This is a genomic window from Gordonia liuliyuniae (assembly GCF_021739025.1).
GTDB classification, from domain to species: domain Bacteria; phylum Actinomycetota; class Actinomycetes; order Mycobacteriales; family Mycobacteriaceae; genus Gordonia; species Gordonia liuliyuniae.
Genome location: NZ_JAKKOT010000003.1, coordinates 204,775 through 229,785, shown reverse-complemented (window position 1 = coordinate 229,785; position 25,011 = coordinate 204,775). Strand labels below are relative to the sequence as shown.

Genomic DNA, 25,011 nt, shown 5'->3' with positions numbered 1-25,011 from the left:
TTCCCACGCCACGCCACGCGGCACGACTCCGCGTCCACAATAGTTGCCCGACGTGGCGTGGCACACAGTCCCTGGGGACGACCGCCCACTGACCTGGCCGTTTTTTGCGTCAGGACGACATCCCTGGCAGAGGGCGCCGACAATGCGTCAGGACGACATCCCTGGCAGAGGGCGCCGACAACCGGACACGGCGGCAAACCGGCCGGTCACGCGCAGCATGCCGCGGATCCATGATCCGACCCGACGGCAGAGGCGGACCGGGGCCGACACGGATCAGCCAATCGGACATCTACGACGGAGCAAGTCGGCCTCAACTCGCCAGAAGGGTCTCGCCAGGAAGCAGGGAGCACACGCAGGGAAACGAAGGCTTTTAACCCGGCCTTTAACATAGAAACGAAGAACCCCCACTCAATAATGAGTGGGGGTTTCAACGTGGCCAGAGTCGGGATCGAACCGACGACCTTCCGCTTTTCAGGCGGACGCTCGTACCAACTGAGCTACCTGGCCAGAGAAGTGTCGGCACGACAACCGAACCTCAAGCGACCCTGACGGGACTCGAACCCGCGACCTCCGCCGTGACAGGGCGGCGCGCTAACCAACTGCGCCACAGGGCCATATTCTGTTGTGCGTTTCGACCTTAGCCGATCCGCTCCGTTACACCGAATCAGGTGGTTTGGAGCTTCTCGACATCAGTCGATCTGCGTACCCCCTACGGGATTCGAACCCGCGCTACCGCCTTGAAAGGGCGGCGTCCTAGGCCGCTAGACGAAGGGGGCCGGTGCTTGTTCCCGCTGGGAGCGAAGACAACTTTATGGCACACGCTTCCGAAAACACAAATCGCCAGTTCAGAGCATGTTTTCGCAACTTCTCCCAGAAACGACCGCAGGCCACGGCACCGGGGTGCCGCGGCCTGCGTCTCACTGTGCCCCCAGCAGGGCTCGAACCTGCGACCTGCGGATTAAAAGTCCGTAGCTCTACCAACTGAGCTATAGGGGCATGCCGCTCAAATGCAGCGGTTCCACTCTACATACCCAGCATCGGCCGACGACAGCGCCCACGCCCGCGAACGGCCCCGTGACGAGCGACACAATAGACCATTCGTTCTATGTGACCTACGGTTCCATTAAGCCTGGCGCAGCCCGCCGCCCGAAGCACAGGAGATCCGATGGCACACGGCCCCAGCCGCACGTTCACGCGTGTCGGCACGTTCACCCACCGCCACGCGTGGCTCGTCGTCGGCTTCTGGATCGTCGTCGCCGCAGTGCTGAACGTGTCGGTCCCGCAGCTGGAGACCACGGTCTCACAGACGTCGGCCGACTTCCTCCCACAGTCTCTGCCGGCGAACCAGTACCTCGAGGAGATGTCGCGCGACTTCGACGCGCCCGTGTCGAACGCCGTCAGCAGCGTCGTCCTGATCAACGACGACGGGATCGGAGCCGACGATGAGGCGTACTACACACGGCTCGTCACCCGGCTCCTCGACAGCGAGGACGTCGCCTACGTGCTCGACTTCGCTGGGCACCCGATCACGCGCGAGGCTGCGGCGAGCCCCGACGGCAAGGCGCTGACCCTGCTGGTCGCGGCCGAAGGATCCGTCGGTTCCACGCGGGCGCACCATGCGACACAGGGCATTCGAGCCGAGATCGATGAGGCGGGCAAGCCAGCCGACCTGCAGACCTACTACACGGGCCCCACCGCGACACTCGCCGATCTGTTCACCGCGATCGACGTGTCGCTGCTGATCATCACGCTGGTCTCGATCGGGTTGATCACGCTGATCCTGTTCGCCGTCTACCGACGGTTCTCGACCGCAGCCGTCCCACTCATCAGCTTGGGTATCGGACTCGCCGTGGCCCGCCCGGTGATCTCGTTCCTCGGCGGCCACGAATGGCTGCCCGTCTCGAACTTCACGATCGCGATCATGACGGCTCTGGTCCTCGGTGCGGTGACCGACTATGCGATCTTCACGCTGTCGTCCTACCAAGAGGCCAGACGTCAGGGCCTGCCCGTCGGCGACGCGGTCGCGTCTGCGAGCGGCCGCACCGCCCCGATTCTGGTGGCGTCGGCGCTGACGATCGCGGCGGCCTGCACGTCGATGGCCTTCACCTCGATCGGCATGTTCCGGACCGCCGGCCCGCCGACCGCGATCGCTGTGCTCATCGCACTGGCCGTCGCATTGACCCTGCCGCCGGCTCTGCTGTCGCTCGCGGGACGACGTGGCCTCGCCGAACCCGGTCCGTCGTCGGAGAAGCGGTGGCGTCGACGTGGCGCACGCATCATCCGCCACGCGGGCGCGTACGCCGCCGTATCGCTGCTCCTGCTGCTCTCGTGCGCAGCCATCCTGTTCACCCATCAACGGAACTGGGACGAATCGTCGATGTTCGTGCACGCGAACGAGTCAACCCTCGGCTATGACGCCGTGTACAAGCATTTCGGGGCCAACGCGATCGCACCCGAGTACCTGCTCATCCGATCCGATCACGACCTCCGTAACACGGCCGACCTCGCGGCGCTCGAACTGGCGGCCGACGCAGTCTCCCGGGTCGACGGCGTCCGCACCGTCCGATCGATCACTCGACCGGACGGGAAGCCGCTCACCGAGTCGGCCGCGGGCTACGTACCGGGCCAGGTCGGCGACCAGCTCGGCGACGCGTCGAAGCAGCTCGGCGACGCACGCCCGGACCTGCAGCGTCTCGCGTCGGGCGTCGGCGAACTGACCGACGGAGCCGATGAGGCGACCGCGCGCATGCCGGAACTGGTCGACGGCACCGATCAGGTGGTGTCGATGGCGACCGGGGTCCTCGACTCGATGGAGTCGGCGGAACGTTTCGTCGACGCCGCGACGGGAGGGAAGTCCGATCTCGCGGGTGCAGCCGACGAGCTGCGGACCGGACTCGACCGGGTCGCACCCGTCGTCCGTGACCTGCGCAAGGCCGCCGATGCGGCGCAGCCCGCCCTCGACGGCTTCGACGAACTCTTCGGCCCGCTGCTGCAGTCACGCAGCCCCGCATCGTGTTCGGCCGACCCGGCATGTGCCACCGCGCGCGCCGCGTTCGACCAGTTGAACAAGGCGACCGGAGGCAAGGCCCGCCGCACGCTCAACGGTCTCCGCGACGCGGCGGGCGTGCCTGCGCAGGCGTCGCGGCGAGTGGAGGCCTCCATGGCTCCGCTGAGGGAACTGCTCGGATCACTGCAGAGCCTGCTCGGACAGCTCGACGGGCGCTCCCCCGACGAGATCCGCTCCGACCTCGCACGGTTGAAGGCAGGCGTCGGCGAGCTGTCGACCGGAATGACGCGACTGTCCGACGGCCTCCATCAGGTACAGGACGGCACCGAGCAGCTGACGACGCTGACGGACAAACTGCACGACGGCCTGCGCCTGGCGACCGACTATCTCTCGGACATGAGCGCGGCGACGTCGTCGGGCGCCGGGCGCGGCTTCTACCTTCCGCCCGAGGCGATGGAGAACCCGCGATTCGTCGAAGGCGCCCGACTGCTGATCTCGCCGGACGGCACGACCGCGCGGATGATGGTGACGTGGGGTGTCAACCCGTACGGGCCCGAGGCACTCGACCGGGTTCGCGACCTCGCGCCCGCCGCGAAGGCCGCGCTCGCCGAGACGGGATTGAAAGATGCCGAGGTCACGAACACCGGTCTCGCGTCGTTGTCCGCCGACATGGACGACCAACTGGTCCGGGACCTGCTCGTCTTCGGCCTCGTCGCGATCGCCGCGGTGACGGTGGTTCTCGCGGTCCTGCTGCGGAGCATCGTCGCACCGCTCGTGCTGGTCGTGACCGTGATCCTCTCGTTCGCCGCGGTCCTCGGGCTGAGCACCCTCGTGTGGCAGCACATCATCGGGATTCCGCTCGACTGGTCGGTGGCGCCGGTGTCGTTCATGGCGTTGATCGCTGTGGGCGCCGACTACAGCATGCTGTTCGCGTCCCGGATCCGGGAGGAGTCGACCGGGCGCGGGATGATGTCCGGGATGATCCGCGGCTTCGGCAGCACGGGCAGCGTCATCACGACCGCAGGCGTCGTCTTCGCGATCACCATGTTCGCGCTGATGAGCGGAACGACCCTGAACCTCGTCCAGATCGGTTTCACGATCGGGCTCGGTCTCCTGCTGGACATCCTGGTGGTCCGATCGTTCCTCGTGCCTGCGACGATGGTTCTGCTCGGCGACGCGATGTGGTGGCCGAACCGAAAGCCTCGCCACGCGTCAGTGGACTGATTCGGCTCCGACCGCTGACTCGACGGCCTCGACGAGGGGCGGGATGAAGTCTTCCGCGCCGAGCACACAGCAGGCGTGGCCGCCGTCGACCTCGAACCGTCGCGCGCCGGGGATGCCGTCGACGAGCAGCTGTTGGCGTTCGGGTTGGACGATCTTGTCGCGGGTGGACACCACGACCGACGTCGGCACGTCGATCTCACCGAGCCACGGACGTGAATCGAATCGGGCCATCCCTGCTGCGAACACGCCTTGATCGCCGAGCTTGGTGGACGACATCTGCGCGATCCCCCACCGGATGTGATTGCCCCGCCAGTTGTCGAGCCGTTCGTCGGTCGGCGTCGGCAGGATTCTGTCGGCGTACCTGAGCATCCGCCCGATCCGCTCCTCCGCCGCGAGTTTGACGGGGTCGATGCTCGAGAAGTACGGGCCCGTCGAACAGAGGACGAGGCCGCCGACACGGTCGGGATGCCTCCGCCACGCGAGCTGCCCGATGCCGCCGCCCATCGAGAAGCCTGCGACGGTGAATCGGTCGATGCCGAGCTGGTCGGCGACCGCGACGACATCGTCGGCGCAGTCGTCCAGAGAGAACTCGGCGGAGCGGATGCCGCGGCCGTGCCATCGGTGGTCGATGGTGACGACATGGAAGTCTTTGTTGAGCGCGGGAATCGACGGATACCAGCAGAGGATCCCCGACGTGCTGACTCCGTGGAGCAGGAACACGGTCGGCGCGTCGGCGGGCCCGGATTCGGTGATGTACGTGGTGCCGCGGCCGGGGAGTTCGAGTCTCCGGCCGTCGGGAAGGCCGCGGACCGGGTACGGCTTCACCGTGTGGCGCACTGCCCGCTGCGCGGTTCCGAGACCGTTGACGGTGGCGTCCCAGAAGCGGGTGCTGGTGCCGTCGGTGGTCTGTGCACTGCGTTCGGTCATGCGACCGAAACTACACCCGCCACCTTGGACGTTTCTGTGAATCCGTATCAATCTCGGCGTGATCTGACATACTTTGCCGTCGTGATCCCTATCGACCGCCCGAAACTCGAAGGCTCCATCGCTGTCGGCGACAAGCGCCGTCGACGCATCGGCTTCTCCGAGTTCGGCTCCCCCGACGGCCCGACGATCGTCTGGCTCCACGGCACTCCCGGCGCACGCCGCCAGATCCCGATGGAGGCGCGCGAGTACGCGGAGGAGCGCGGCTTCCGCCTGATCGGTTTGGATCGGCCGGGCGTCGGCTCGTCGACGGCGCATTCGTACTCGTCGATCGCCGACTTCGCGCACGACTTCCAGACGGTGCTGAACACCTTGGGCGCCGACAAGTTCTCGGTGATCGGGTTGTCGGGCGGCGGCCCGTACTCGCTCGCCGTCTCGCATGTGTTGGCCGACCGGGTGGTGTCGACGGGCATCGTCGGCGGCGTGGCTCCGGTGAGCGGCCCCGAAGCGGTCGGGGGCGGCGCACTGGCGTTCGCGAAGCGGTCGGTTCCGTTGATCGGCGTCGCGGGACGCCCGATCGGAAAGGCGTTGAGCACAGCTCTCTCGGTTGCGCGCCCGATCGCCGATCCCGCGATCAGCCTGTACGCCCGATTCTCCCCCGCGGCCGACCGGGAGCTGTTGGGGCGTCCCGAGTTCCGCGCGATGTTCTTGGACGATCTGCTGCACGGCGGCAGCCGCCGCATGGATGCGCCGTTCGCCGACCTGCAGCTGTTCGTCCGCGACTGGGGATTCCAGGTCGGCGACGTCCAGGCGCAGATCGAGTGGTGGCACGGCGACGCCGACAACATCGTCCCCTATGCCCACGGCCTCCACATGGTGTCGCTGCTCCCCCATGCCACCCTGCACACCCTCCCCGGCCAGAGCCATCTCAGCGGCCTCAACTGGTCCATCGACATCATCGACACGCTCTTGGAGGCGTGGGACTGACTTCTAAACGAACTTCGGCACTTTCTTTCGGCCACACGCCGAAAGAAAGTGCCGAAGTCGTTTCAGGGTGTCCCGGTCGTCGCCAATCCTGCGGCCAGACCGAGCACCACGGTCAGCAGCACGACTTCGATTCCGGCGTTGCGGATGGAAGTCGCCTCGTCGACGCCGTGCCGTCGGGCCTTCGCGAGCCACGTGGTGCGATGCCATCGAGCGAGGGCGGCGGCAGCGATGAGCAGGATGAGTTTGGCGACGAGGATGCGGCCGTAACCGGTGTCCCACCAGTGGGTACCGACGCCGATCCGCGCGACGGCGGCGATGATTCCGGTCCCGGTCAGGACCGCGACCACGCCGAATGCGCGTTCGGAGAATGCGGGCAGCGATCGCGCCCAGCCGCCGCGCCCACGGACGGTGACGACGAGGGCGCCGAGCGTGCCGACCCACCATGCTGCGGCGAGGGCGTGCGCACCGACGACGACGGGCACCCACGACGACTGTCCGGCGTGCCCGGTGATGGACGTGACGAGGATGCCGACGCCGGCGATCGCGGCGACGACGTACGCGTTGGCGGGCGCGGTGCCCCGCGCCGTCCACCACGACCAGGCGAGGACCGCGAGGGATCCGAGCACGCACACGATGACGGGGAGTCCGGCGTCGACGCCGGTGGTGACGTCGCGGAGCGTGACGTCGAACGCTCCGACCCCGACGCGTTGCGCCACTTGCAGCCAGGCCGCGACGAGCGATGTCGCACCCCAGACTGCGGCGACGACGGCGACCGCGACCGGTGCGGGTTCGGCGGCGACGAGGTTCAGCATCCCGAGCCCGAACAGCAGGCTGACGGCGGTGAGCGCGAGCCCGTCGGCCCACGCGGACGGCTCGGGTCCGTCTGGTCGGGCCAGTGCCCAGGTGATGGCCACGCCGACGAGTACGGCGAGCGTCGCTGCTGCGGCGACGGTGACGCGGCGACGGGTCATCCGGGGATCAGCTGCGGCGACGCACCAGCACGAACGCGATGCCCGCACCGATCAGCAGGACGATCACGACCACCGGAACGACGATGTACCAGGCTTTGATCCCGCCTTCGCTCTCCGACGGGGCCTCGTAGTCGGCTGGCACGGCCGGACCGGCCACGCCGTTGCCCGCCTCGGTGAGGGTGAACGTCGTCTGTCCTTGGACGGGGTGCCCGTCCGCGGACGTCACGCGATAGTTGACCTTGTATTCGCCTGCGGGTCCGAGCCCGTCGATCGCGATTGAGATGTCGCGCCCGTCGATGGTCGGTTCGCCCTTCTGCCAGAAGTGGTTGTCCGGGCCGACCACTTTGAGTGTCGCGTACGCCTCCTGCAGGTCTTCGTTGAAGGTCAGCGTCACCCGGTCGGGTGCGGTCGAGAGCGACGCCCCGTCCTCCGGGGCCGCTCCGGTCCGCGACGAGTGCGCCGACGCCGGGCCCGCGACAACCCCGCCGAGCAGCGCGACGATCGCGATGACGACGGCCACGACCGTCGAACGTGTGAACAACCGGAACATCACAAACTCCCACGACTCGGACTGACTGGAGACGGGTCCATCGTTGCATGACCACTAGCCTGTAGGTGTGTCGGTCTACTCACATGGTTTCGCCCGCATCGCGGCCGCCGTCCCGCCCGTCGCTCTCGCCGACCCGGTGGAGAACGCGGCCCGCACCGTCGAACTCGTCGCGCGCGCTCACGACGAGGGCGCGGCGCTCGTCACATTCCCCGAACTGGGGTTGTGCGGGTACAGCGTCGACGATCTCGTCCAACAGGACGCGTTGCTCGACGACGTGATGGACGCGTTGATGAGCATCGTCGACGCGACGCGACGCTATTCTCCGGTGGTTCTCGTCGGTGCACCGCTGCGCATCGACGACGCCCTCTACAACTGCGCGGTGGTGGTCCACGACGGCCAGGTGCTCGGTGTCGCCCCGAAGTCGTACCTACCGAACTATCGCGAGTTCTACGAGCAACGGTATTTCGCGGCGGCCCGGGACGCCGTCGTCGACACGATCACGGTGGGCGACCACGAGGTCCCGTTCGGCGCCGACCTCGTCTTCGACGCCGTCGACCTCCCCGGCCTGCGTTTTCACGCCGAAGTGTGCGAGGACGGCTGGGTTCCGATCCCGCCGAGCACGTGGGCTGCTCTCGCGGGCGCCACATTGCTGATCAACCTGTCGGGCAGCCCGGTGACGGTCGGCAAGGAGGAGTATCGGCGGACTCTCGCCGTGAGCCATTCGGCGCGCAACGTCGCCGCGCACCTATACGTGGCGTCGGGGTTCGGCGAGTCGACGACCGACCTCGCGTGGGACGGCGATGCACTGATCACCGAGAACGGGACGGTTCTCGCCAGGTCGGAGACGTTCTCGATGACAGCGCAGCTCGTCGTCGCCGACATCGATCTGGACCGGATCAGGCAGGAACGGTCCCGTCTGATCAGCATGCGCGACCAGGTCGGCGACTTCGCCGATCGGGCCCGCGACATCCGCCGCGTCCCGTTCGAGCTCGACCCCGCCGACGCCCCAGCAGGCGATCTGCGTCGGCCGGTCGCACGGTTCCCGTTCGTGCCGTCCGGGGTCGCCGACCGCGACGAGCGGTGCCGTGAAGTCCTCGACATCCAGGTGCAGGGGCTCGTCGGACGGTTGAACGCGACCGGGATCGGCAAGATCATCATCGGTGTCTCGGGCGGGCTCGACTCCACACTCGCCCTGCTGGTCGCCGTGCAGGCGTTCGACCTGCTCGGGCTCCCGCGCGCCGACATCCACGCGTACACGATGCCCGGGTTCGCGACGGGCGGCGCCAGCCTCGCCCGCAGTCACGTTCTGATGGACTCTCTCGGCGTCACCGGGAACGAACTGGACATCCGGCCGTCGTGCACGCAGATGCTCGCCGATCTCGGGCACCCGTTCGCCGACGGCGAGCCCGTGTACGACGTGACGTTCGAGAATGTGCAGGCGGGTGAGCGGACCTCGCACCTGTTCCGGCTCGCGAACTACCTGGGCGGCATCGTGTTGGGCACCGGCGACCTGTCGGAACTCGCCCTCGGCTGGTGCACGTACGGCGTCGGCGATCAGATGTCGCACTACAACGTGAACGGTTCGGTCCCGAAGACGTTGATCCAACATCTGATCCGGTGGAAGATCGCGACCGCCGGCTATCCGGAGGCGACGATCGGCGCGCTGCGCGAGATCGTCGACGACGTCATATCCCCCGAGCTCGTGCCCGCGGACGCCGAGGGCAACATCCAGAGCACCGAGGACTCGGTGGGGCCGTACGAGCTGCACGACTTCTTCCTCTACCACCTGACCCGCTTCGGCTACCGGCCGTCGAAGGTCGCGTATCTGGCCGGTCAGGCGTGGGGCGACAAGACGCGCGGCGCCTGGTCGGACATGATGACCGAAGACCAACGCAACGAGTACGACGACGAGACCATCGCCGCGTGGCTCGAGGTGTTCTTGAAGCGGTTCATGGCGAACCAGTTCAAGCGGACCGCGATGCCCAACGGCCCGAAGATCGGTTCCGGCGGTTCGCTCTCGCCGCGCGGGGACTGGCGTTCCCCGTCCGACGCCCCGTCCACCGCGTGGCTCCGCGAACTGCATAGTCGAGATTGACGCGGCACCGAGATTCCATGGTCGACCGACTCGCCTCGGGTCGCTGGGCTATGTGAGGACGCCGAGGCCGACATTGCCGGCGAACGTTTCGATCGCCGCTCGCAAGCCGAGGTGGCTGAGGGGTTCGTGAAAGACCGGACGGTCTGGGAGTGCGTCCGCTCCGCGTTCCCAAAGTGCGATCGCCCGGTTGGCGGGCTTGTTCGAACTGCCGTAGATCAACCCATCAACGGCGTCTGCCCCGGTGTAGTGCTCATAGATCGCGGTAGCCCACACTCGGGCGCTATGGCGAGGTCCGCTCGGGATCGCGGCGTTTCCTCCGGCGGCAGTGATCCAATCACTGTCCGTAAGATCCAGGAGCCGTAGCGGGCGGACCGGATTGAACAGCACGAAGTGAGGAAGTCCGTGGCGCAGGTCTATGTCTCCAGCATCGCGGAAGCATTCGACGAGCGCGGTTTGTAGGACGTTGTTCGGTCGTCCACAGGCGTCCAGAATCGCTGCCCCGAGGTACATGATGGCCCGATCCGCGTGCACACCGGCGGGCTGCCGATAATGATCGAATCGGGAGTTGGTCGGGCCGAACCACCGGAACCCGTCCCACGTTGTGGGGAAGTCGCCGCCCGCGAAGTAGATCCGGCCCACTCGCACACCGACGTCGACGGTGCGTACGTGGCCTTCCTCTAGGTCGGGGAAGCGGGACGGGTCGGGTGGCGGTAGGTATTCGGTCACGACGCGTGGACGACAAACGCGGTATGGATCATGCTCACCACGTACTCGGGGTCGCCGCCACCGATCAGCCAGTCGGTTGGCGGGAGTGCTTCCCCGACGACAGTCAAGTCTGGGTGTGCGGTGTGCATGAACCTGGCGATCGACACCGGGTGCACGGAACTCGGCACTGCCGGTGCAATGCGGTCCCAGCCGGGCAGTTCGCCGTCCTCGGTGAACTGGAAACCCGGGAGACGGTGCGCGGAACCGACTTTCACGCCCAGCAGCGTCTTCGCTCCGAGTCGCTGCCGAATACGTCCCGATGTCACCCCGAGCCGTTCGGCCGCCTCGTCGGCGGTGAGAGCGGTGGCGATCATATCCACGATGCGCTGCGCGGTCCGCGTGGAGGCTCGTTGCTCAACAGGAGGCATCTCGTCGATGAACGACCCCGCCGATCGCAGGACCGCTTCCTGCTCGGCTGTCAGAATCTGCGACGCCGCCGAGACCGGTGCGGGCGTCTCGGTGGCGGTCAACGCATCGAGGACGTCGGTCGTGGCCGCGCCGGTCACCATCTCGAGCTTGTGGAGCCGTGACAGGATGGCTGTGAGTTCGTCGTTCTTACCCGGTTTGTAGCCGGATGCGGTCACGAGCTCGTCGAGCTGCTGCATTCCACGACTTGCTCCGCCGCGCGCATGCGACCGCCGTCTGGTTGGACTGCTCATAGCACCCTCCTAACGACTGCAGTTCAATGCTAACACTCGTTAGTGAGCGCGCACCCTCACCGATGATCGAACCCGTCAGTAGATCGACACCAGCAGGTCGAGCCGGTCCGCCTGGCACAGGCGGTGGATGTTCAGCACGTCGGCGAAGGCTGCGCGCAACCAGTCGGCGGGTTCGTCGGCCCACGTCTCGGGATACACCTCGGCGGCGGTGAACGCCGGGAAGTCGACGGCGTGCAGGAGTGCGTCGAGGTCGACTGACTCGAGCGCGCCGATGATGCGCGACAGTTCGTCGTGCGGTGTGACGCCGACGAGCTCGTCGCTCTCGAACGCGTACACGCCGACGACCGCTTCGCTCAGTGCGTCGTCTTCGATCGGGTCGGTCGCGGTGCGCCCGGTGAGCAGGTAGTGCAGCCCGTCCCACGCCTTGTCGATGTCGACCGACGGTGCACCCGATTCCAGGACGCTCTCCACGTATTCGACGGCGTCGTCGGGGTCGACGTCGGCCAGCCGGTCGACGACGCCGGTGGGCACGCCTGCATAGACGGCGAGGAGCCCCACGTCAGGCGTCCGCCCCGAGAGTTTCGCCTCGGTCGACGGCGTCGAGGAGCAGGGCGAGCTGATCGTGGAACGCCGACGCCAGCGCCGAGATATCGTTGGCGAGGTCGTTGCAGGTCAACAGCCCGACGTTGAGTTCGCCTGCGGCCGAGAACACGGTCATGTTGAGTCCGAGCCCGTGGAAGATCGGCGCGAGCGGATACACCGATTCGACGCGGCCGCCGAGGAGGTACATGTCCGACGCCGGTCCGGCGACGTTGGAGACGATCGCGTTGAAGATCGGCGGGTGCAGTGCGGCGACGCGTCGATCGCCGTACAGACGCATGAGGGCGGCCATCGAGTTCCCGGGCGCGAACTCGGCGAACGACCGGAGCATGTTGTCGTCGATCTCCTGCAGGTGCGCCTTCGACAGGTTCGCGTACTCGCGGGCCACCCGGATGCGTTCGACCGGGTCGGCGACGTTCGATGGCAGTCGCGTGAACATGCCGGTCACCTTGTTGGTGCCGGACACGACGAGGTCCTTCTCCTCGGCGCCGCGCACCGATACGGGCACGAGGCCGACGAGCGGTGCGTCGGGGAGCTCGTCGTGCGCCTCGAGGTATTCGCGGAGGGCGCCCCCGGCGATGGCGAGGACGACGTCGTTCACTTTGACGCCGAAGTGCTCTTTCACGCGTTTGACGTCAGCGAGCGGGAGTTGGGTGAGCGCGATGGAGCGCCGCGCCGTGAGCGGCCCGTTGAACCTGGTGTGCGGCGCGAGGAACGGGGCAGGCATCCCCTGCCCGCTGCGGACGCGACGGAACCATTCGAACGGGACGGGCACCGTCTTCGGGATCAGTCTCAGGGCGGCGACGGGGCGCTGCAGGAAGACGTTGATCGCGCCGCCGACCGCGAGGTCGCGCCGCGACGCCGAGCCCGCGCTCATCGCGACCTTCCCGGGGTCGACCATCGGCGGTTCGGGGGTCGACGTGGCGAGTTCGCCGAGGAGGTCGGCGACGGTGGCGCCGTCGACGCACGCGTGGTGCATGCGCAGCATGATCGCGATCTTGCCGTCTTCCATGCCTTCGAGGATCCACATGTCCCACAACGGTTTCTTGCGGTCGAGGACTTGGCCGATCAGGTGGCTGCACGTCTGCGAGAGTTCTTCGACGCGGCCGGGCGACGGCACCGCGATCCGGTGGACGTGGCGTTCGATGCGGAAGTCGTCGTCTTCGATCCACACCGGGTGGTCGACGTTGGTGAGCGAGTCGGCGAGTCTGCGTCGCAGCGACGGGAGTGCGGTGACGCGTCGTGCCATCTCGGCGCGCATCGTGGTGAACGTGTATCCGCCGGGGACGGTCGTCGGATCGAGTTGCAGGATCGCGGCGACGTTCATCACCTGCGACGGCGTCTCCAGATACAGGAACGACGCGTCCAGTCCGCTGAGTCTTTCCATGCCGCAACCTCTGTTCTCACACGCCGTCTACCCGTTTCCACTGGTCGAGGGGGCCGTGCGACGGCCGAGCGTCTCGGCTGGTCGAACGGAGCCGAGACCCCTGACACATGCTTCACAGTAGCCCTGTGGCGAACCCGCGCGGACGGAGGTCGCGAACTCGCTCTCCCCCACGACGAAAGCGCTCCTCACCCGCCGGCGAGCGGGTGAGGAGCGCTTGCGACGAGCGGTGCGAAACCGAGGTTCCGGCACGCTCGTCCGACACCCCCGGGTCAGGCGCTGGCCTTCTCCTTCTTGGCGGCTTCGCGCGCCAGGAAACGGTCGCGTTGTTCTTCGAATCGCTTCGCGTCGACTTCGGTCTTGTCCAGCCATGCGGCGAGCTCTTCGCGGGCTTGTTCGCCGCGTCCGCTGAAGTCGTCGCGTTCGAAGATCCTCCACTTGCGCAGCACCGGCCAGACGACGTCGTCGAGGTGCTGGCGAATATCGTAGATGCCGTGCTTGGCCATCATCAGGCTCATCTTGCGGAAGTTCGGCATGCCGATGCCGGGCATGTCGAAGTTGGTGACGACGCCGGTGATCGCTTCCATCGCCTGGTCGGGCGCCAGGTCGAGCGCGGCGCCGCAGATGTTGCGGTAGAACACCATGTGCAGATTCTCGTCGGCGGCGATGCGTTGCAGCATCCGGTCGGCGACCGGGTCGTTGCATGCTTTGCCGGTGTTCTTGTGGCTGACGCGCGTGCCGAGTTCCTGGACAGCGACATAGGCGACGCCGCGCAGCAGGCCGTGCAGGTCGTCGGAGTGGGCGCCCTTCGTCATGTTCGCCATGCGGTCGTTCTCGAGGGCGACGGGGTCGACGCCGCGGGTGACGACGAGGTAGTCGCGCATCACGATGGCGTGCCGGTTCTCTTCGGCCGTCCAGCGGCCCACCCAGGTGCCCCACGCGCCGTCGGGCGAGAAGTATTCACTGATCTCGCGGTGGTACGACGGCAGATTGTCCTCGGTCAGAAGGTTGAGGGTCATCGCGGCTTTCGCGACGGGGCTGAGCTGGGACTGGTCGGGATCCCAGTCGTCGCCGCCCATCGCCGCGAAGTTGCGGCCCTCGTCCCAGGGGACGTAGTCGTGCGGATGCCACTCACGGGACAGTGAGAGGTGTCGGTTCAGTTCGGCTTCTGCGGCCGGCTCGAGTTCGGTGAGAAGCTGGACTTGGGTGAGGTCGGGCACGGGCTGTTGCCTCCTGAAATTAGTAGGCCTGTGACTCACCGCACACTAGGCGGATTGCCAGGCTGTTGCAACTCTCACGTGCGGCGATTGGTGATCGAGGCGTCGCCGCGGCTCGGCGGCTGCGAAAGTCCCGATCAGGCGTAGAGCGGGACGGTCACCACTTCGACGTTCTCGATCTTGTTGGCGATGAGGAGCCCGCGGGCCGCGTCGGCGGAGCGACCCTCGGCGAACACCATGCGGATCGGCTTGTCGCCTGCGGCTTCTCGTGCGTCGCGCGCCTGCGACAGCAACTGTTCGGCGCCCGCCCACGCCGGGTCGAATCCGCCGTTCGACGCGAGATGCGCGTCGTAACCCGGCCCGTGGACGAGGAGCAGGGTGCCGTCCTTTTCGCGGCCGTCGAAGGCGAAGTCGCCGACTCGGTATACGTAGCCGGAGGAGACGAGCGCGATCTGCCGGTTGAAGCGTCGCGCTTCCTCGGTGGCCTTGGGAGCGGTCATCGTCCAGCCCTTCGATGCGGCGCTGACGTCGATGCCTGCCTGGACGGCGGCGGCTAGGGCGGCCGGGTCGAGTTCGCCGTTCAGGGTGAGGGTCATCCGGGACGACGAATTGACGTCCGCGTTCTGCGCGAACGGCACCGAGCAGGTCACGCGGCCACGGCCGTTGACGGGCATGTTGCCGTTGCCGTCACAGGAGCCGATGTCGCGACCGTTCGACTTGAGCGATGTATGCAGGGCGATCGCGACGGCTCCGCGGTCGAGTCCCGGCGTGGTGTTCCGGAGGTCGTAGGTGATGACGCAGCGCGCTCCGCTGCAGTCCAGTCCGCCGTCTGGATCAGGGACGACGATCTCGCGCGACCCGATCTTGGCGCCGGTGACGGATGTCTTCGCGCTCGAGTAGAACTCGCGCATGCCTGCGTCGTCGAGGGGCGCGACCTTGAGGTCGGCTTCCACTTTGACGGTGTCGCCGCCGTAGCCCTTGCCGAGCGGGCCGCGTAGCGCGGTGGCGACGCCGTCGTCGTCGACGCCGACAGTCATCGAGGTGGCCTGGTAGCGCCGCACCCCGTCGACACCGCCGTCGGCGTCTTCGACCTCCGTTTCGGAGACTCCGGTGGAGTCGACGCTGTCGGTGACGCGGAGGTCCGGCGTCTTGTCGCCGCGCGCGAGTGGGGTCCCTTTCACTTCGGTGCCGCCGAGGCTGGTGTCCTGCTGTCGGAGGGCCGCGCCCAAGCGTGCCGGCCGCAGGGCGTCACGAAGGTCGATACCGAGGGTCGCTTCTTCGGTGGACACCCATTGGTCGTCCGGCGTACTTGCGATGAAAACGCCTGCGGGCTGCTTCTTGTCGGGCCGCTTCTGCCAGAACTCCTTGTTGCCTTTCGCGAGGGTCTTGCCCGCGATCTGCAACCATTCCGCGGAGCCGTTCCCCTCCTGCTTCACGGTGCCGTGCACGTCGCCCGCCGCAGTGACGGTCAGGTCGGTGACGGTGAGAGTGAGACTTCCGCTCTCCAGCGTCGACGTGATCGTCCCGTTGTATTTGACTGCCGGCGCGTCGGCGAGCGAGGTCGACGCGTGCACGAGGCCTTTCAGCGCCTGCATCTCTTCGTCGGGCACCGCCGTCCCGTCCGACGATGGAGTCAGTACGCCGGACAGCGTTACGGCCAGCACCGCGATCACCGCTGCTGCGGCTCCGCCTGCGGCCAGAAGGTTCGTACGCACGGATCGGTTCTCCCCACCTGATCAGGAATGCGGTCAGCTCCGACAAATCTTCGCACGGCGCCCCGACGGACCGCGCATTCTGCTCATTCGGGTGGCGGACCGCGTCGACCCGAGGCGACGAGGAGCTCGAACATTGCGCGTCGTGCCGCTGCGTCGCGGCGGTAGCCTCGAACGCAGACCGGCTTGCGCGTACCTCGGGAGGATTCAAGCGATGACCAGTGGGGGTCAGATCGACGGGGCGACTCCGGAGACTGCGTCGGTCGACACGCCGACACAGATGGCCGATCGCGACAACCGGCGACGGCTCGCTGAGGACATCTCGCGCAACGAAGCCATTCGCGACCAGTCCCGATCCGAGTTCGACGAGTTGACGAGGCAGACGCAGCGCGGCGACCGCGGAGCGAAGACGCGACGCCGGATGCGCGAGGCGGCCTCACGGCTGCAGTCGGCCGAGGCTCAGCTCGAGGAGCTGCACCCGATCGGTAAAGCGCTCGACGGCCCGACCCGACCAAAGTTCCTGATGCTGTACGAGCCGGACGGCCACCGGCAGATGCACGCGGTCGTCTCCGTCGGCGACCCCGACTCGGCGGACACCGTCTCAGTGACGATTCCGGGCGTCGACACCGACTCCCGCTCGCTGCCCGGCATGGTGTTTGAAGCGGTCCAGCTTCACAAGGCCGTCAAGGAGATCCTGACGTCGGAGGGCCGCCCGGCCAGGACGGCGACGATCGCGTGGCTCGGCTACGACCCGCCGCTCGACGCGGTGGAGACACGTCGCATCATCGATGCCTGGAACATGGCGACGACACGGCGCGCTCGTGAAGCGGCGCCGAACCTCGCCGAGTTCCTCAGTGGTATCCGCCGGAACAATCCGACAGGCCGGTTGTCACTACTCGGTCATTCCTATGGATCGCTGGCGGCGTCGTTGGCGTTGCAGAAACTGAAATCACAGATGACCGACGGCTCGCCGCAGGTTGTGACCAGCGCCGTATTCTATGGATCCCCCGGGTTGGTGATAGACCGCGTCGACGAGCTGGGTCTTCCGGCCAATTCTGCGTACATCATGCGCACGAGCGACGATGCCACCGTCAACTATTTCGCAGCCCACACCAAATTGCACTTCTGGGGGACTAATCCGTACAAGATAGACGGCATAGAAGAATTGTCTACCAAAGAAGGCGAAGACCCCAGAGGGGTACACCATCGAGCCGCGAGCGGGCATGCCGGATACCCGAGGCTCGTGAAGGGGAAAGACGGAAAGGACGTGCTGTCCACGGCGGGTTACAACATTGCCGCGATCGTCGCCGGGTTTCCGGAGCTGGCGATACGGTAGGGCTGCCGGACTCCAGCGCATTCCGTCACATCGCGCGTGGCAGTATTCCCAGCGCGGTGATGAACCCACTCAATCCAACGGAATGCCGTTCGCGAATTCCAGCAACTGGTCTTTAGTTGCACCATTCGCACCGATTCCGATCCACACGTTCTCGTGGTTGTCCGGACGGAGATGCATGACGTGCTCGGCGCCGTCGAAGTATCCCGTACCGAATCGCCATTTGACAGCCTCGATCCCGGGCCGCTTCGACGCGTTCACGAATATCGCATCAGTGGCCGACTTCGAGTCGAGCCAGGCCACCGAGACCGCAACATCGGGTCCGTCGCACGCTATACGAGCACGGGACAGGGCGTTCCCGCTGCCGTCGACGGCGGCACCGGTCTCGCCTTTGAACCCGCTGAGCATCCAGTAGCATTCGATGCTCTTCCAACCGGACAGGTCGGGCGTCTGCGGCAACAATTCGGGGAACTGCCTCACGAACGTCGTATAGGCGCCCCAACTGGAACCGACGGTCGTCTCGCTCGCAGTACTAGACGCCGACACGACATCGTCCGACACCGCGCGCACTGTGTACCTGTGTTTTCCGGTCGCCGCCTGATCGTCGACGTATGTCGTCGCGGCGCCGTCGTAGACGACCACCGAGTCGTCACGAACCAATTGATACCGGTCGGCTCCTGAAACGCCGGTCCACGCGGCCTTCACCCCTGCCTCGTCGACCGATGTGGTCAGACCCGACGGGGTATCGACCGCGCCGGAGCCGCCGACTGCAAAACGAACTCCGAACAGGCAGGCGACGAGAACCACGACGGCTGCCGCGATGATCCACCACGTGCGACGAACCCCATCCGACTGCTCGCGGCCGGGCATGGCGCCCGGATGATGAACTGTCATCAGAACGGCAACCTTCCCAGCAGGTCGCGAGCTTGCTTGGTCTTCTTCGGTCCCGGATAGGCGACTTCCACGAACGTCCTACTCCGAGGTTCATCGTCGCGGCTGAAGATGAAAACCGACCGTGACTCTCCGCCCTTCTCCCCCGTCTGGATGCTGCCCTTCGCGTTCTGCGGAGACTTGACGTTGTACTCGTCCTCGTTGTCGATCGGCGTCTCACCGTATGCAGCCGAACTCGCAGTGTCCGCGTCCGTGTAAACACCGATCCGGACCACGAACTCAGTCTGGTCTGCGCTGTCGATCTTCGAGCATGTGATCAGCGACCCCGGCTTGTAGTCGGACGTCTTCGGGCCTTCCGCACGGCATTTCATACCGCCGAATCCGTTGGTGCTGACCGGCGTCGCAGGCAGCAATTCCGGATACATGGCGGCGACATCACCAAGCACACCCCAGGTCAGGTAGACGTCGACCGGGTCGGACGACGTGAAGTCAGACCCCTTCTTCGTCGTGCTGCGCGCGGCGACCGAGTACGTGTGCTCGCCGGGAAACGGACTCGTATAGGTGAACGACGTACCGCTCACCGTCCGGATCACTTTGTCGTCCTCTTTGACGAGGTACTCGCTGGCACCGGGGACGTCGTCCCATGACATCTCGACGCCCTTCGGAGATGCTTTGGCCTCGACACCCGACGGGGCCGACAACCCGTTGCCCGACGCCCACGCGAAACCGCTGCCAATGCCGATAGCCGCCGCAACCGCGACCACGATCGTCGCCACGACGGGGGTTCGGCGATACCAGGGCGGCGGCGCGTTCTCGTGCGGCCCGTTCGGGTTCGACACCATGCCGGTGTGGATGACGTTCGGCGCGTAAGCGCCGGGCGCGATGTTGCGGACCGGCGCACCCGGCGTGTTCGCGAAAGACGGCGGGACCACCGGGCCGCGGCCCTCGAAGAGTGCGACGCGCAGGGCATGCGCGAACGCCAGGCACGACGGCTGACGCTGCGCCGGGTCCTTGGCGAGTCCGACGGCGAAGACTGCGTCGACGGCAGGCGACAGGCTCCGGTTGCGTTCGCTCGCCCGGGGCGGCTCAGCGAACATGTGCGCCGTCATCAACCCGTGGATGCTCGTCGAATCGTACGGCGAACTGCCCGTCAACAACTCGAACGCTGTGGCGGCGAGAGAATAGAGGTCGGCGCGGCCGTCGACGCCCCGGCCGTCGATCTGTTCGGGCGAGCAGTACCGCATGGTTCCGACCGTGGTCCCGGTACTGGTGAGTTCAGCGCCCGCGTCACCGAGCGCCTGCGCGATGCCGAAGTCCGTCACTTTCACCGCGTCCGGGAGGATCGGATCCTGACCGGGCGTGATCAGGATGTTCGCCGGCTTCACATCGCGGTGCAGAATGCCGTGTCGATGCGCGACGTCGAGCGCCGCCGCCACACCGTCGACGATGTTGGCGACCAGCCGAGCGTCCAAACCGCCCGGCGACTGCTTCACGATCTTCGACGCATCCGTGCCCGGGACCAACTCCATGGCGATCCAGAGGACGTCGTTCAAGACGCCGCGGTCGTACACCCGCACCAAATTGGGGTGCACGAGCGGCGCAACCAGGTCCGCTTCCCGCTCGAACCGGGCGCGCACCACCGGGTCGCCCGTGTGCGCCAACCTCAACACCTTCAGCGCGTCGCTGCGCGGGAGCCGGGGATGCCGGACGCGATAGACCTCACCCATGCCGCCCGCCCCGAGCACAGCTTCGATGCGGTACCCCGCGACCTCGTCTCCGACTTCGAACATGCGCCGCATGTTACCGGCAGTAGTGGTCAATGCCCCGAATCGACGCAGGTCGGGTGAATGACCCGAACGCCGAACTGGCAAGTCCGCGACCGACATTCCGAACTCGCTGCGCCGCTCGCACCGACTCCCTTACGATCAGCGAACATGACCGAAACGTTCAGTGCAGAAGAACTCGACGCCGCATTCACCCAGTTCCAGAAGACCGTCGCCGACGTCGCCGACCACCGTGACTGGGACGTGTGGGCCGACCAGTTCACCGAAGACGCCGACTACGTCGAGCATGCGTACGGCACCATGCACGGGCGCGACGAGATCCGCGTCTGGATCAACAAGACGATGAACGAGTTCCCGGGCAGCCACATGACCGGATACCCGTCGCTGTGGCACGTGACCGACCCGTCGACGGGGCGCGTGATCTGCGAGGTCGACAACCCGATGCGCGATCCGGGCGACGGCTCGCAGTTCGCCGCCACCAACATCACCATCCTCACCTACGCCGGCGACGGCCTGTGGAGCTGTGAAGAAGACGTCTACAACCCGATGAAGTTCGGTCTCATGGCCCGCAAGTGGTGCGACCGCGCCGCCGAACTCGGCACCCTCGACGCGCCCGCCCGCCAGTGGTTGGAGACAACCGGCGCGATGTTCGGACGACGGAAGTAGCAAACGCTGCAACCTCGGCATTTGCGCCGAAAGAGAATTGTCGGACCCTCCTGTTAGTGTCATGTCAAAGCTTCAAAAGGGCTATGAACTGCACGAACATGTTTCTCCCAGGAGGTGAATCCGATGACCGAACCGACCGACAGCGGCCCCGCTCTCCCGGATTCACCGGCCGAGCTCGTGAAGCACATCGACGCGGCCGTCGCCAAGCTCGCCGGTACGTCGTTCGCGTCGCTGTCGGGCGAAGACCTTCTGGCTGTGGCCGAGGTCAACGAGCAGACACGCGCCCGCACGGAAGCGGCGACGACGTCGCTGATGATCGAGATCAACAACCAGTTCGCGTTCCACGCGGCCGGATTTCAAACCGTGCAGAAGTACATGACCACCGGCCTGCGTCTCGGCGCACCGGAAGCAAGCACCCGGATGAAGCTGATGTACGCGACCGGTGAGTTCATCGGCATCGGCGGCGATCCGCTCCCACCGCAACACCCCGCCACCGCGCAAGCGCTGCGCGACGGCGCAATCAACCGCGCGCACGTCCGCGACATTGCCGATGTCATGGACAGGGTTCCTGCCGCAATCGACGCCGAAACGGTTGCATCTGCCGAACAGCAGCTCGCGGACGCCGCTCGAACCCTGACGCCGGAGGGCGTCCGGAAAGTTGGAGCTCGTCTGCTCGGCCATCTCGACCCAGACGGCGAGCTGACGGACGACCTGGATCGCAAGCGGACGCGAGGGTTCACCCTCGCTCCGCAAGATGCGCGGCTAATGTCCAAGCTGCAAGGCTCGTTGACGCCAGCCGTCCGCGCCAAGCTCGACGTCCTACTCACCGCGTGGGCAGCGCCCGGGATGAACAATCCCGCCGACGACCAATCCCCCTCCGGTGCCGTCGACCAAGCCGAACTCGACGAAGGCGCCCTCACCGCCGCAGCCGAACGCGACACCCGCACGACGGCCCAGCGCAACCACGACGCGCTCGCCGCGATGCTCGACTTCGTTCTCGGCCACAACGCCCTCGGCAGGCCCGAACGGATCCCGGCCGAACTCGTAATCACCATCACCGATGCAGAGTTGGCCGCGCAATCCGGCGTCGCGCTGACCGCCACCGGGGCGCGCGTCCCCATGAAAGACCTCGTGGAGATCGCCGCCCACGCGACCCCACACCTTGCGATCTTCAAAGGCCACACCAGCGAAGTGCTGCACCTCGGACGAGGCAAACGCTTCGCTTCCAAAGCCCAACGGCTCGCCATGTTCGCCCGCGACCGCGGGTGCACAGCCCCCGAATGCGACGTCCCGTTCGCCCGCACCGAAGCCCACCACGTCATCCGTTGGGAAGACGGCGGCGAAACCGACATCGTCAACCTCGCCGGGGCATGCGGCAAGCACAACCGATCTGAAGGCAAAGGCCCAGGCAAATGGGAGACGCGGGTCGTCCCGAACGGCCCCAACAAGGGCCGGATCGGTTGGCGGCCACACGGATCCGCCCGCCGACTGCAGGTGAATCAGATTCACCACGTCGGGCAGGAGCCCGAATACCTGCCGCACAGCCCGCCCAGCGGATCCGGTTCGGCACTTGAATCCTGGCTTGCAGCACACCTGCAAGCCGCCTGAACTGTGCCCACGAAGCGTTGCCCGTCATGACTGCAACATCGGCCGACCGGTCCGAAGCACGACGCAAGCCGACGAGGAAGGAAGCCGACCGGGCGACGCACCCGCGTCTGGGACAACTCGCGAAAGCACAGCCAGGTAGTCGCGGACTTCGTCGCCGGCACAACCGCTCGACCCGTCGACTGGCCGCTCTGGACGCCCGCACCGCTGCGGGGCGTTGACCGATTGACGCTCCGAACTCCGCTCGACCTCCGGAAACCTACGGTTGAGTAACAACGCGGCCGCGCGAGACGACAAACACGTAGGCCACAGACTTGGGGCCACTGCCCAACTGACGTAGCCTGGACGTGATAAGTGCACGTCGACCGGAAGCGGGCCGACACACGCCCGAACATGCCGCATGCAGAACCGACCGGAGGATTTTCACCGATGGCACGCGAATTGACTCAGATAGAACTCCTCCGGGAGCTCGAAACGGTCGCCGAGGACAACGTCAACCGACACCTCAAGACCGCCCGCGACTGGAACCCGCACGACTACGTGCCGTGGGACGACGGCCAGAACTTCGCAGCGCTCGGCGGCGTCGACTACGACCCCGAGCAGTCGAAGCTCGACGAGGTCGCCAAAGCCGCGATGATCACCAACCTGCTCACCGAGGACAACCTGCCCTCGTACCACCGCGTGATCGCCGACAACTTCTCGATGGACTCCGCGTGGGGCCACTGGGTCGGCCGTTGGACCGCCGAAGAGAACCGCCACGGCATCGCCATGCGCGACTACCTCGTCGTCACCCGCGGCGTCGACCCCAACGCGCTCGAAGAAGCGCGCATGATCCACATGACCAACGGGTACGACCCGATCCTCGCCGCCGCCGACCGCGCCGACGAGATGCTCGCCAACGGCGAAGAGATCGGTCTCCTGCACTCGGTCGCCTACGTGACCTTCCAGGAACTCGCGACGCGGGTCAGCCACCGCAACACCGGCAAGGCGTGCAACGACCCCATCGCCGACCGGATGCTGCAGCGCATCGCAGCCGACGAGAACCTGCACATGATCTTCTACCGCAACATCTGCGGTGCGGGCATGGACATCTCGCCCGACCAGACGCTGCGCGCCGTCACCGACATCGTCACCAACTTCCAGATGCCCGGCGCAGGCATGCCGAACTTCCGTCGCCACGGCGTCCTCATGGCCAAGCACGGCATCTACGATCTGCGCCAGCACCTCGAAGAAGTGATCCAGCCGGTCCTGCGCAAATGGAACGTCTTCGAACGCAACGACTTCTCCCCCGCAGGCGAGAAGACGCGCGAAGAACTCGCCACGTTCCTCGACCAACTCGACAAGGACGCCACACGCTTCGAAGAGATGCGCGACCGCGCCCTGGCCCGAGAGGCCGCCAAGCGCGAGAAGAAGGCGTCCTGAACACCGCAACACTCGACGCGACAGACTCCCGACCGGACTTCCTGACCGGTCGGGATCCGTTGCGTATCGGCCCGATCGAACTCGCCAGCCCCGTCGTCCTCGCGCCGATGGCAGGCGTCACCAACGTCGCATTCCGCGTCCTGTGCCGTGAACTCGAAGCCCAACGCACCGGCACGGTGTCCGGGCTGTACGTCTGCGAGATGGTGACGGCACGCGCCCTCGTCGAGCGGCACCCCGTCACCATGCACATGACGACGTTCGACCCGAGCGAGACGCCCCGGTCGATGCAGCTGTACACGGTCGACCCCGAATACACGTACCAGGCCGCCAAGATGATCGTCGACGAGAACCTCGCCGACCACATCGACATGAACTTCGGCTGCCCGGTCCCCAAAGTGACCAAACGCGGCGGCGGCTCGGCCATCCCCTACAAGCGCCGACTGTTCCGCAACATCGTCGCCGCCGCGGTGAAAGCCACCGAAGGCACTGACATCCCGGTGACCGTCAAATTCCGCATCGGCATCGACGACGAACACCACACCCATCTCGACGCCGGACGGATCGCCGCCGACGAAGGCGCGCAAGCCGTCGCACTCCACGCGCGGACCGCGTCCCAGCGGTACTCCGGTACCGCAGTCTGGGACGAGATCGCCCGCCTGAAAGAACACGTGACCACGGTGCCCGTCCTCGGCAACGGCGACATCTTCGAAGCCGACGACGCCGTCGCCATGATGGAGCAGACCGGGTGCGACGGCGTCGTCATCGGCCGCGGCTGCCTCGGCCGCCCGTGGTTGTTCGCCGAACTGTCGGCGCGTCTCCGCGGCGTCGACGCCCCCGAGCCACCGAATCTCGGCGAAGTGGGCGAGATCATGTTCCGCCACGGTTCACTCCTCGCCGCACACCACGGTGAGGACAAGGGCATGCGCGAGATCCGCAAGCACATCGCCTGGTACCTGCGCGGGTTCCCGGCAGGCTCCGACCTCCGTTCCCAGCTGTCGCTCGTCAAGACACTCGACGACCTGCGACGACTCATCGACGGACTGCCCACCGACACGCCGTTCCCGGACGACGCCCACGGCCCGCGCGGCCGCCAGGGATCGCCGGCCTCGGTCGCCCTCCCGGAGGGATGGCTCGACGACCCCGAAGAAGACATCGTGCCCGAAGGCGCCGAGATCATGCATTCGGGCGGCTGAACGAGCCGTCGCAGGCTCGTCA

19 protein-coding genes and 4 tRNA genes are annotated in these 25,011 nt (G+C 66.6%); 8 read left to right on the top strand and 15 right to left on the bottom strand.

Features of this window, described 5'->3' with window-relative positions; all coding sequences use genetic code 11:
• Positions 1–433 precede the first annotated feature (433 nt).
• The 4 genes from L5G28_RS05915 to L5G28_RS05900 form a co-directional block, all read right to left on the bottom strand.
• Positions 434–507, bottom strand: a tRNA-Phe gene (locus L5G28_RS05915).
• A 33-nt stretch (positions 508–540) separates the two neighbouring features.
• A tRNA-Asp gene (locus tag L5G28_RS05910) sits at positions 541–614 on the bottom strand.
• An 89-nt stretch (positions 615–703) separates the two neighbouring features.
• A tRNA-Glu gene (locus L5G28_RS05905) sits at positions 704–776 on the bottom strand.
• Positions 777–923: 147 nt separating this feature from the next.
• Positions 924–996 (bottom strand) — tRNA-Lys (locus L5G28_RS05900).
• A 169-nt stretch (positions 997–1,165) separates the two neighbouring features.
• Between L5G28_RS05900 and L5G28_RS05895 the strand changes: the two genes are divergently transcribed.
• The gene (locus L5G28_RS05895; RefSeq protein WP_237000722.1) at positions 1,166–4,231 is read left to right on the top strand and encodes an MMPL family transporter; all 3,066 of its coding nucleotides are present in this window, start codon (positions 1,166–1,168) and stop codon (positions 4,229–4,231) included.
• Here the strand turns inward: L5G28_RS05895 and L5G28_RS05890 are convergent.
• Positions 4,220–5,158, bottom strand: a complete 939-nt coding sequence (locus L5G28_RS05890) for an alpha/beta fold hydrolase (protein ID WP_237000721.1) — start codon at positions 5,156–5,158, stop codon at positions 4,220–4,222. The two genes, L5G28_RS05895 and L5G28_RS05890, sit on opposite strands and share 12 nt — an antisense overlap.
• Before the next feature lie 81 nt (positions 5,159–5,239).
• Here L5G28_RS05890 and L5G28_RS05885 point away from each other — a divergent pair, with 81 nt between their 5' ends.
• Positions 5,240–6,142: an alpha/beta fold hydrolase gene (locus L5G28_RS05885; protein WP_237000720.1), complete on the top strand. Its 903-nt coding sequence runs from the start codon at positions 5,240–5,242 to the stop codon at positions 6,140–6,142.
• Positions 6,143–6,204: 62 nt separating this feature from the next.
• Here the strand turns inward: L5G28_RS05885 and L5G28_RS05880 are convergent, their stop codons facing one another.
• On the bottom strand, positions 6,205–7,113 hold the full coding sequence (locus L5G28_RS05880; RefSeq protein WP_237000719.1) for a CopD family protein: 909 nt from the start codon (positions 7,111–7,113) through the stop codon (positions 6,205–6,207).
• A 7-nt stretch (positions 7,114–7,120) separates the two neighbouring features.
• Complete coding sequence (locus L5G28_RS05875; protein ID WP_237000718.1) at positions 7,121–7,663, bottom strand: copper resistance CopC family protein; 543 nt, start codon at positions 7,661–7,663, stop codon at positions 7,121–7,123.
• 67 nt (positions 7,664–7,730) lie between these two features.
• Here L5G28_RS05875 and L5G28_RS05870 point away from each other — a divergent pair, with 67 nt between their 5' ends.
• A complete protein-coding gene (locus L5G28_RS05870; RefSeq protein ID WP_237000717.1) occupies positions 7,731–9,758 on the top strand; it encodes an NAD(+) synthase in 2,028 nt (675 codons plus the stop codon).
• A 48-nt stretch (positions 9,759–9,806) separates the two neighbouring features.
• On the opposite strand, the gene L5G28_RS05865 is transcribed toward L5G28_RS05870, so the two are convergent.
• From L5G28_RS05865 to L5G28_RS05840, 6 genes are all read right to left on the bottom strand, one after another.
• The gene (locus tag L5G28_RS05865; protein WP_237000716.1) at positions 9,807–10,484 is read right to left on the bottom strand and encodes an RES family NAD+ phosphorylase; all 678 of its coding nucleotides are present in this window, start codon (positions 10,482–10,484) and stop codon (positions 9,807–9,809) included.
• Positions 10,481–11,182, bottom strand: a complete 702-nt coding sequence (locus tag L5G28_RS05860) for a hypothetical protein (RefSeq protein ID WP_237000715.1) — start codon at positions 11,180–11,182, stop codon at positions 10,481–10,483. The genes L5G28_RS05865 and L5G28_RS05860 overlap by 4 nt, the downstream gene beginning before the upstream one ends.
• 75 nt (positions 11,183–11,257) lie before the next feature.
• The gene (locus L5G28_RS05855; RefSeq protein ID WP_237000714.1) at positions 11,258–11,740 is read right to left on the bottom strand and encodes a DUF1877 family protein; all 483 of its coding nucleotides are present in this window, start codon (positions 11,738–11,740) and stop codon (positions 11,258–11,260) included.
• Position 11,741: 1 nt separating this feature from the next.
• Complete coding sequence (locus L5G28_RS05850) at positions 11,742–13,169, bottom strand: WS/DGAT/MGAT family O-acyltransferase (RefSeq protein ID WP_237000713.1); 1,428 nt, start codon at positions 13,167–13,169, stop codon at positions 11,742–11,744.
• Positions 13,170–13,438: 269 nt separating this feature from the next.
• Positions 13,439–14,386 carry an acyl-ACP desaturase gene (locus tag L5G28_RS05845; protein ID WP_237000712.1) on the bottom strand — a complete coding sequence of 316 codons (948 nt, stop codon included), beginning with the start codon at positions 14,384–14,386 and terminating at the stop codon, positions 13,439–13,441.
• A gap of 134 nt (positions 14,387–14,520) precedes the next feature.
• Positions 14,521–16,098, bottom strand: a complete 1,578-nt coding sequence (locus tag L5G28_RS05840) for a hypothetical protein (protein ID WP_237000711.1) — start codon at positions 16,096–16,098, stop codon at positions 14,521–14,523.
• 277 nt (positions 16,099–16,375) lie between these two features.
• Between L5G28_RS05840 and L5G28_RS05835 the strand changes: the two genes are divergently transcribed.
• The gene (locus L5G28_RS05835) at positions 16,376–17,431 is read left to right on the top strand and encodes an alpha/beta hydrolase (protein ID WP_237000710.1); all 1,056 of its coding nucleotides are present in this window, start codon (positions 16,376–16,378) and stop codon (positions 17,429–17,431) included.
• A gap of 69 nt (positions 17,432–17,500) precedes the next feature.
• Here the strand turns inward: L5G28_RS05835 and L5G28_RS05830 are convergent, their stop codons facing one another.
• On the bottom strand, positions 17,501–18,322 hold the full coding sequence (locus L5G28_RS05830) for a hypothetical protein (RefSeq protein WP_237000709.1): 822 nt from the start codon (positions 18,320–18,322) through the stop codon (positions 17,501–17,503).
• Positions 18,322–20,109 carry a serine/threonine-protein kinase gene (locus L5G28_RS05825; protein WP_237000708.1) on the bottom strand — a complete coding sequence of 596 codons (1,788 nt, stop codon included), beginning with the start codon at positions 20,107–20,109 and terminating at the stop codon, positions 18,322–18,324. Before L5G28_RS05825 ends, L5G28_RS05830 begins: the two co-directional genes overlap by 1 nt.
• Before the next feature lie 144 nt (positions 20,110–20,253).
• Here L5G28_RS05825 and L5G28_RS05820 point away from each other — a divergent pair, with 144 nt between their 5' ends.
• The 4 genes from L5G28_RS05820 to dusB all read left to right on the top strand — a co-directional run bounded on the left by L5G28_RS05820 (position 20,254) and on the right by dusB (position 24,989).
• The gene (locus L5G28_RS05820; RefSeq protein WP_237000707.1) at positions 20,254–20,769 is read left to right on the top strand and encodes a nuclear transport factor 2 family protein; all 516 of its coding nucleotides are present in this window, start codon (positions 20,254–20,256) and stop codon (positions 20,767–20,769) included.
• A 123-nt stretch (positions 20,770–20,892) separates the two neighbouring features.
• A complete protein-coding gene (locus tag L5G28_RS05815) occupies positions 20,893–22,377 on the top strand; it encodes an HNH endonuclease signature motif containing protein (protein WP_237000706.1) in 1,485 nt (494 codons plus the stop codon).
• A gap of 426 nt (positions 22,378–22,803) precedes the next feature.
• Positions 22,804–23,796, top strand: coding sequence for an acyl-ACP desaturase (locus L5G28_RS05810; protein ID WP_236997677.1), 993 nt, complete (start codon positions 22,804–22,806; stop codon positions 23,794–23,796).
• 41 nt (positions 23,797–23,837) lie between these two features.
• Positions 23,838–24,989, top strand: coding sequence for a tRNA dihydrouridine synthase DusB (gene dusB, locus L5G28_RS05805; RefSeq protein WP_308191961.1), 1,152 nt, complete (start codon positions 23,838–23,840; stop codon positions 24,987–24,989).
• Positions 24,990–25,011 lie beyond the last annotated feature (22 nt).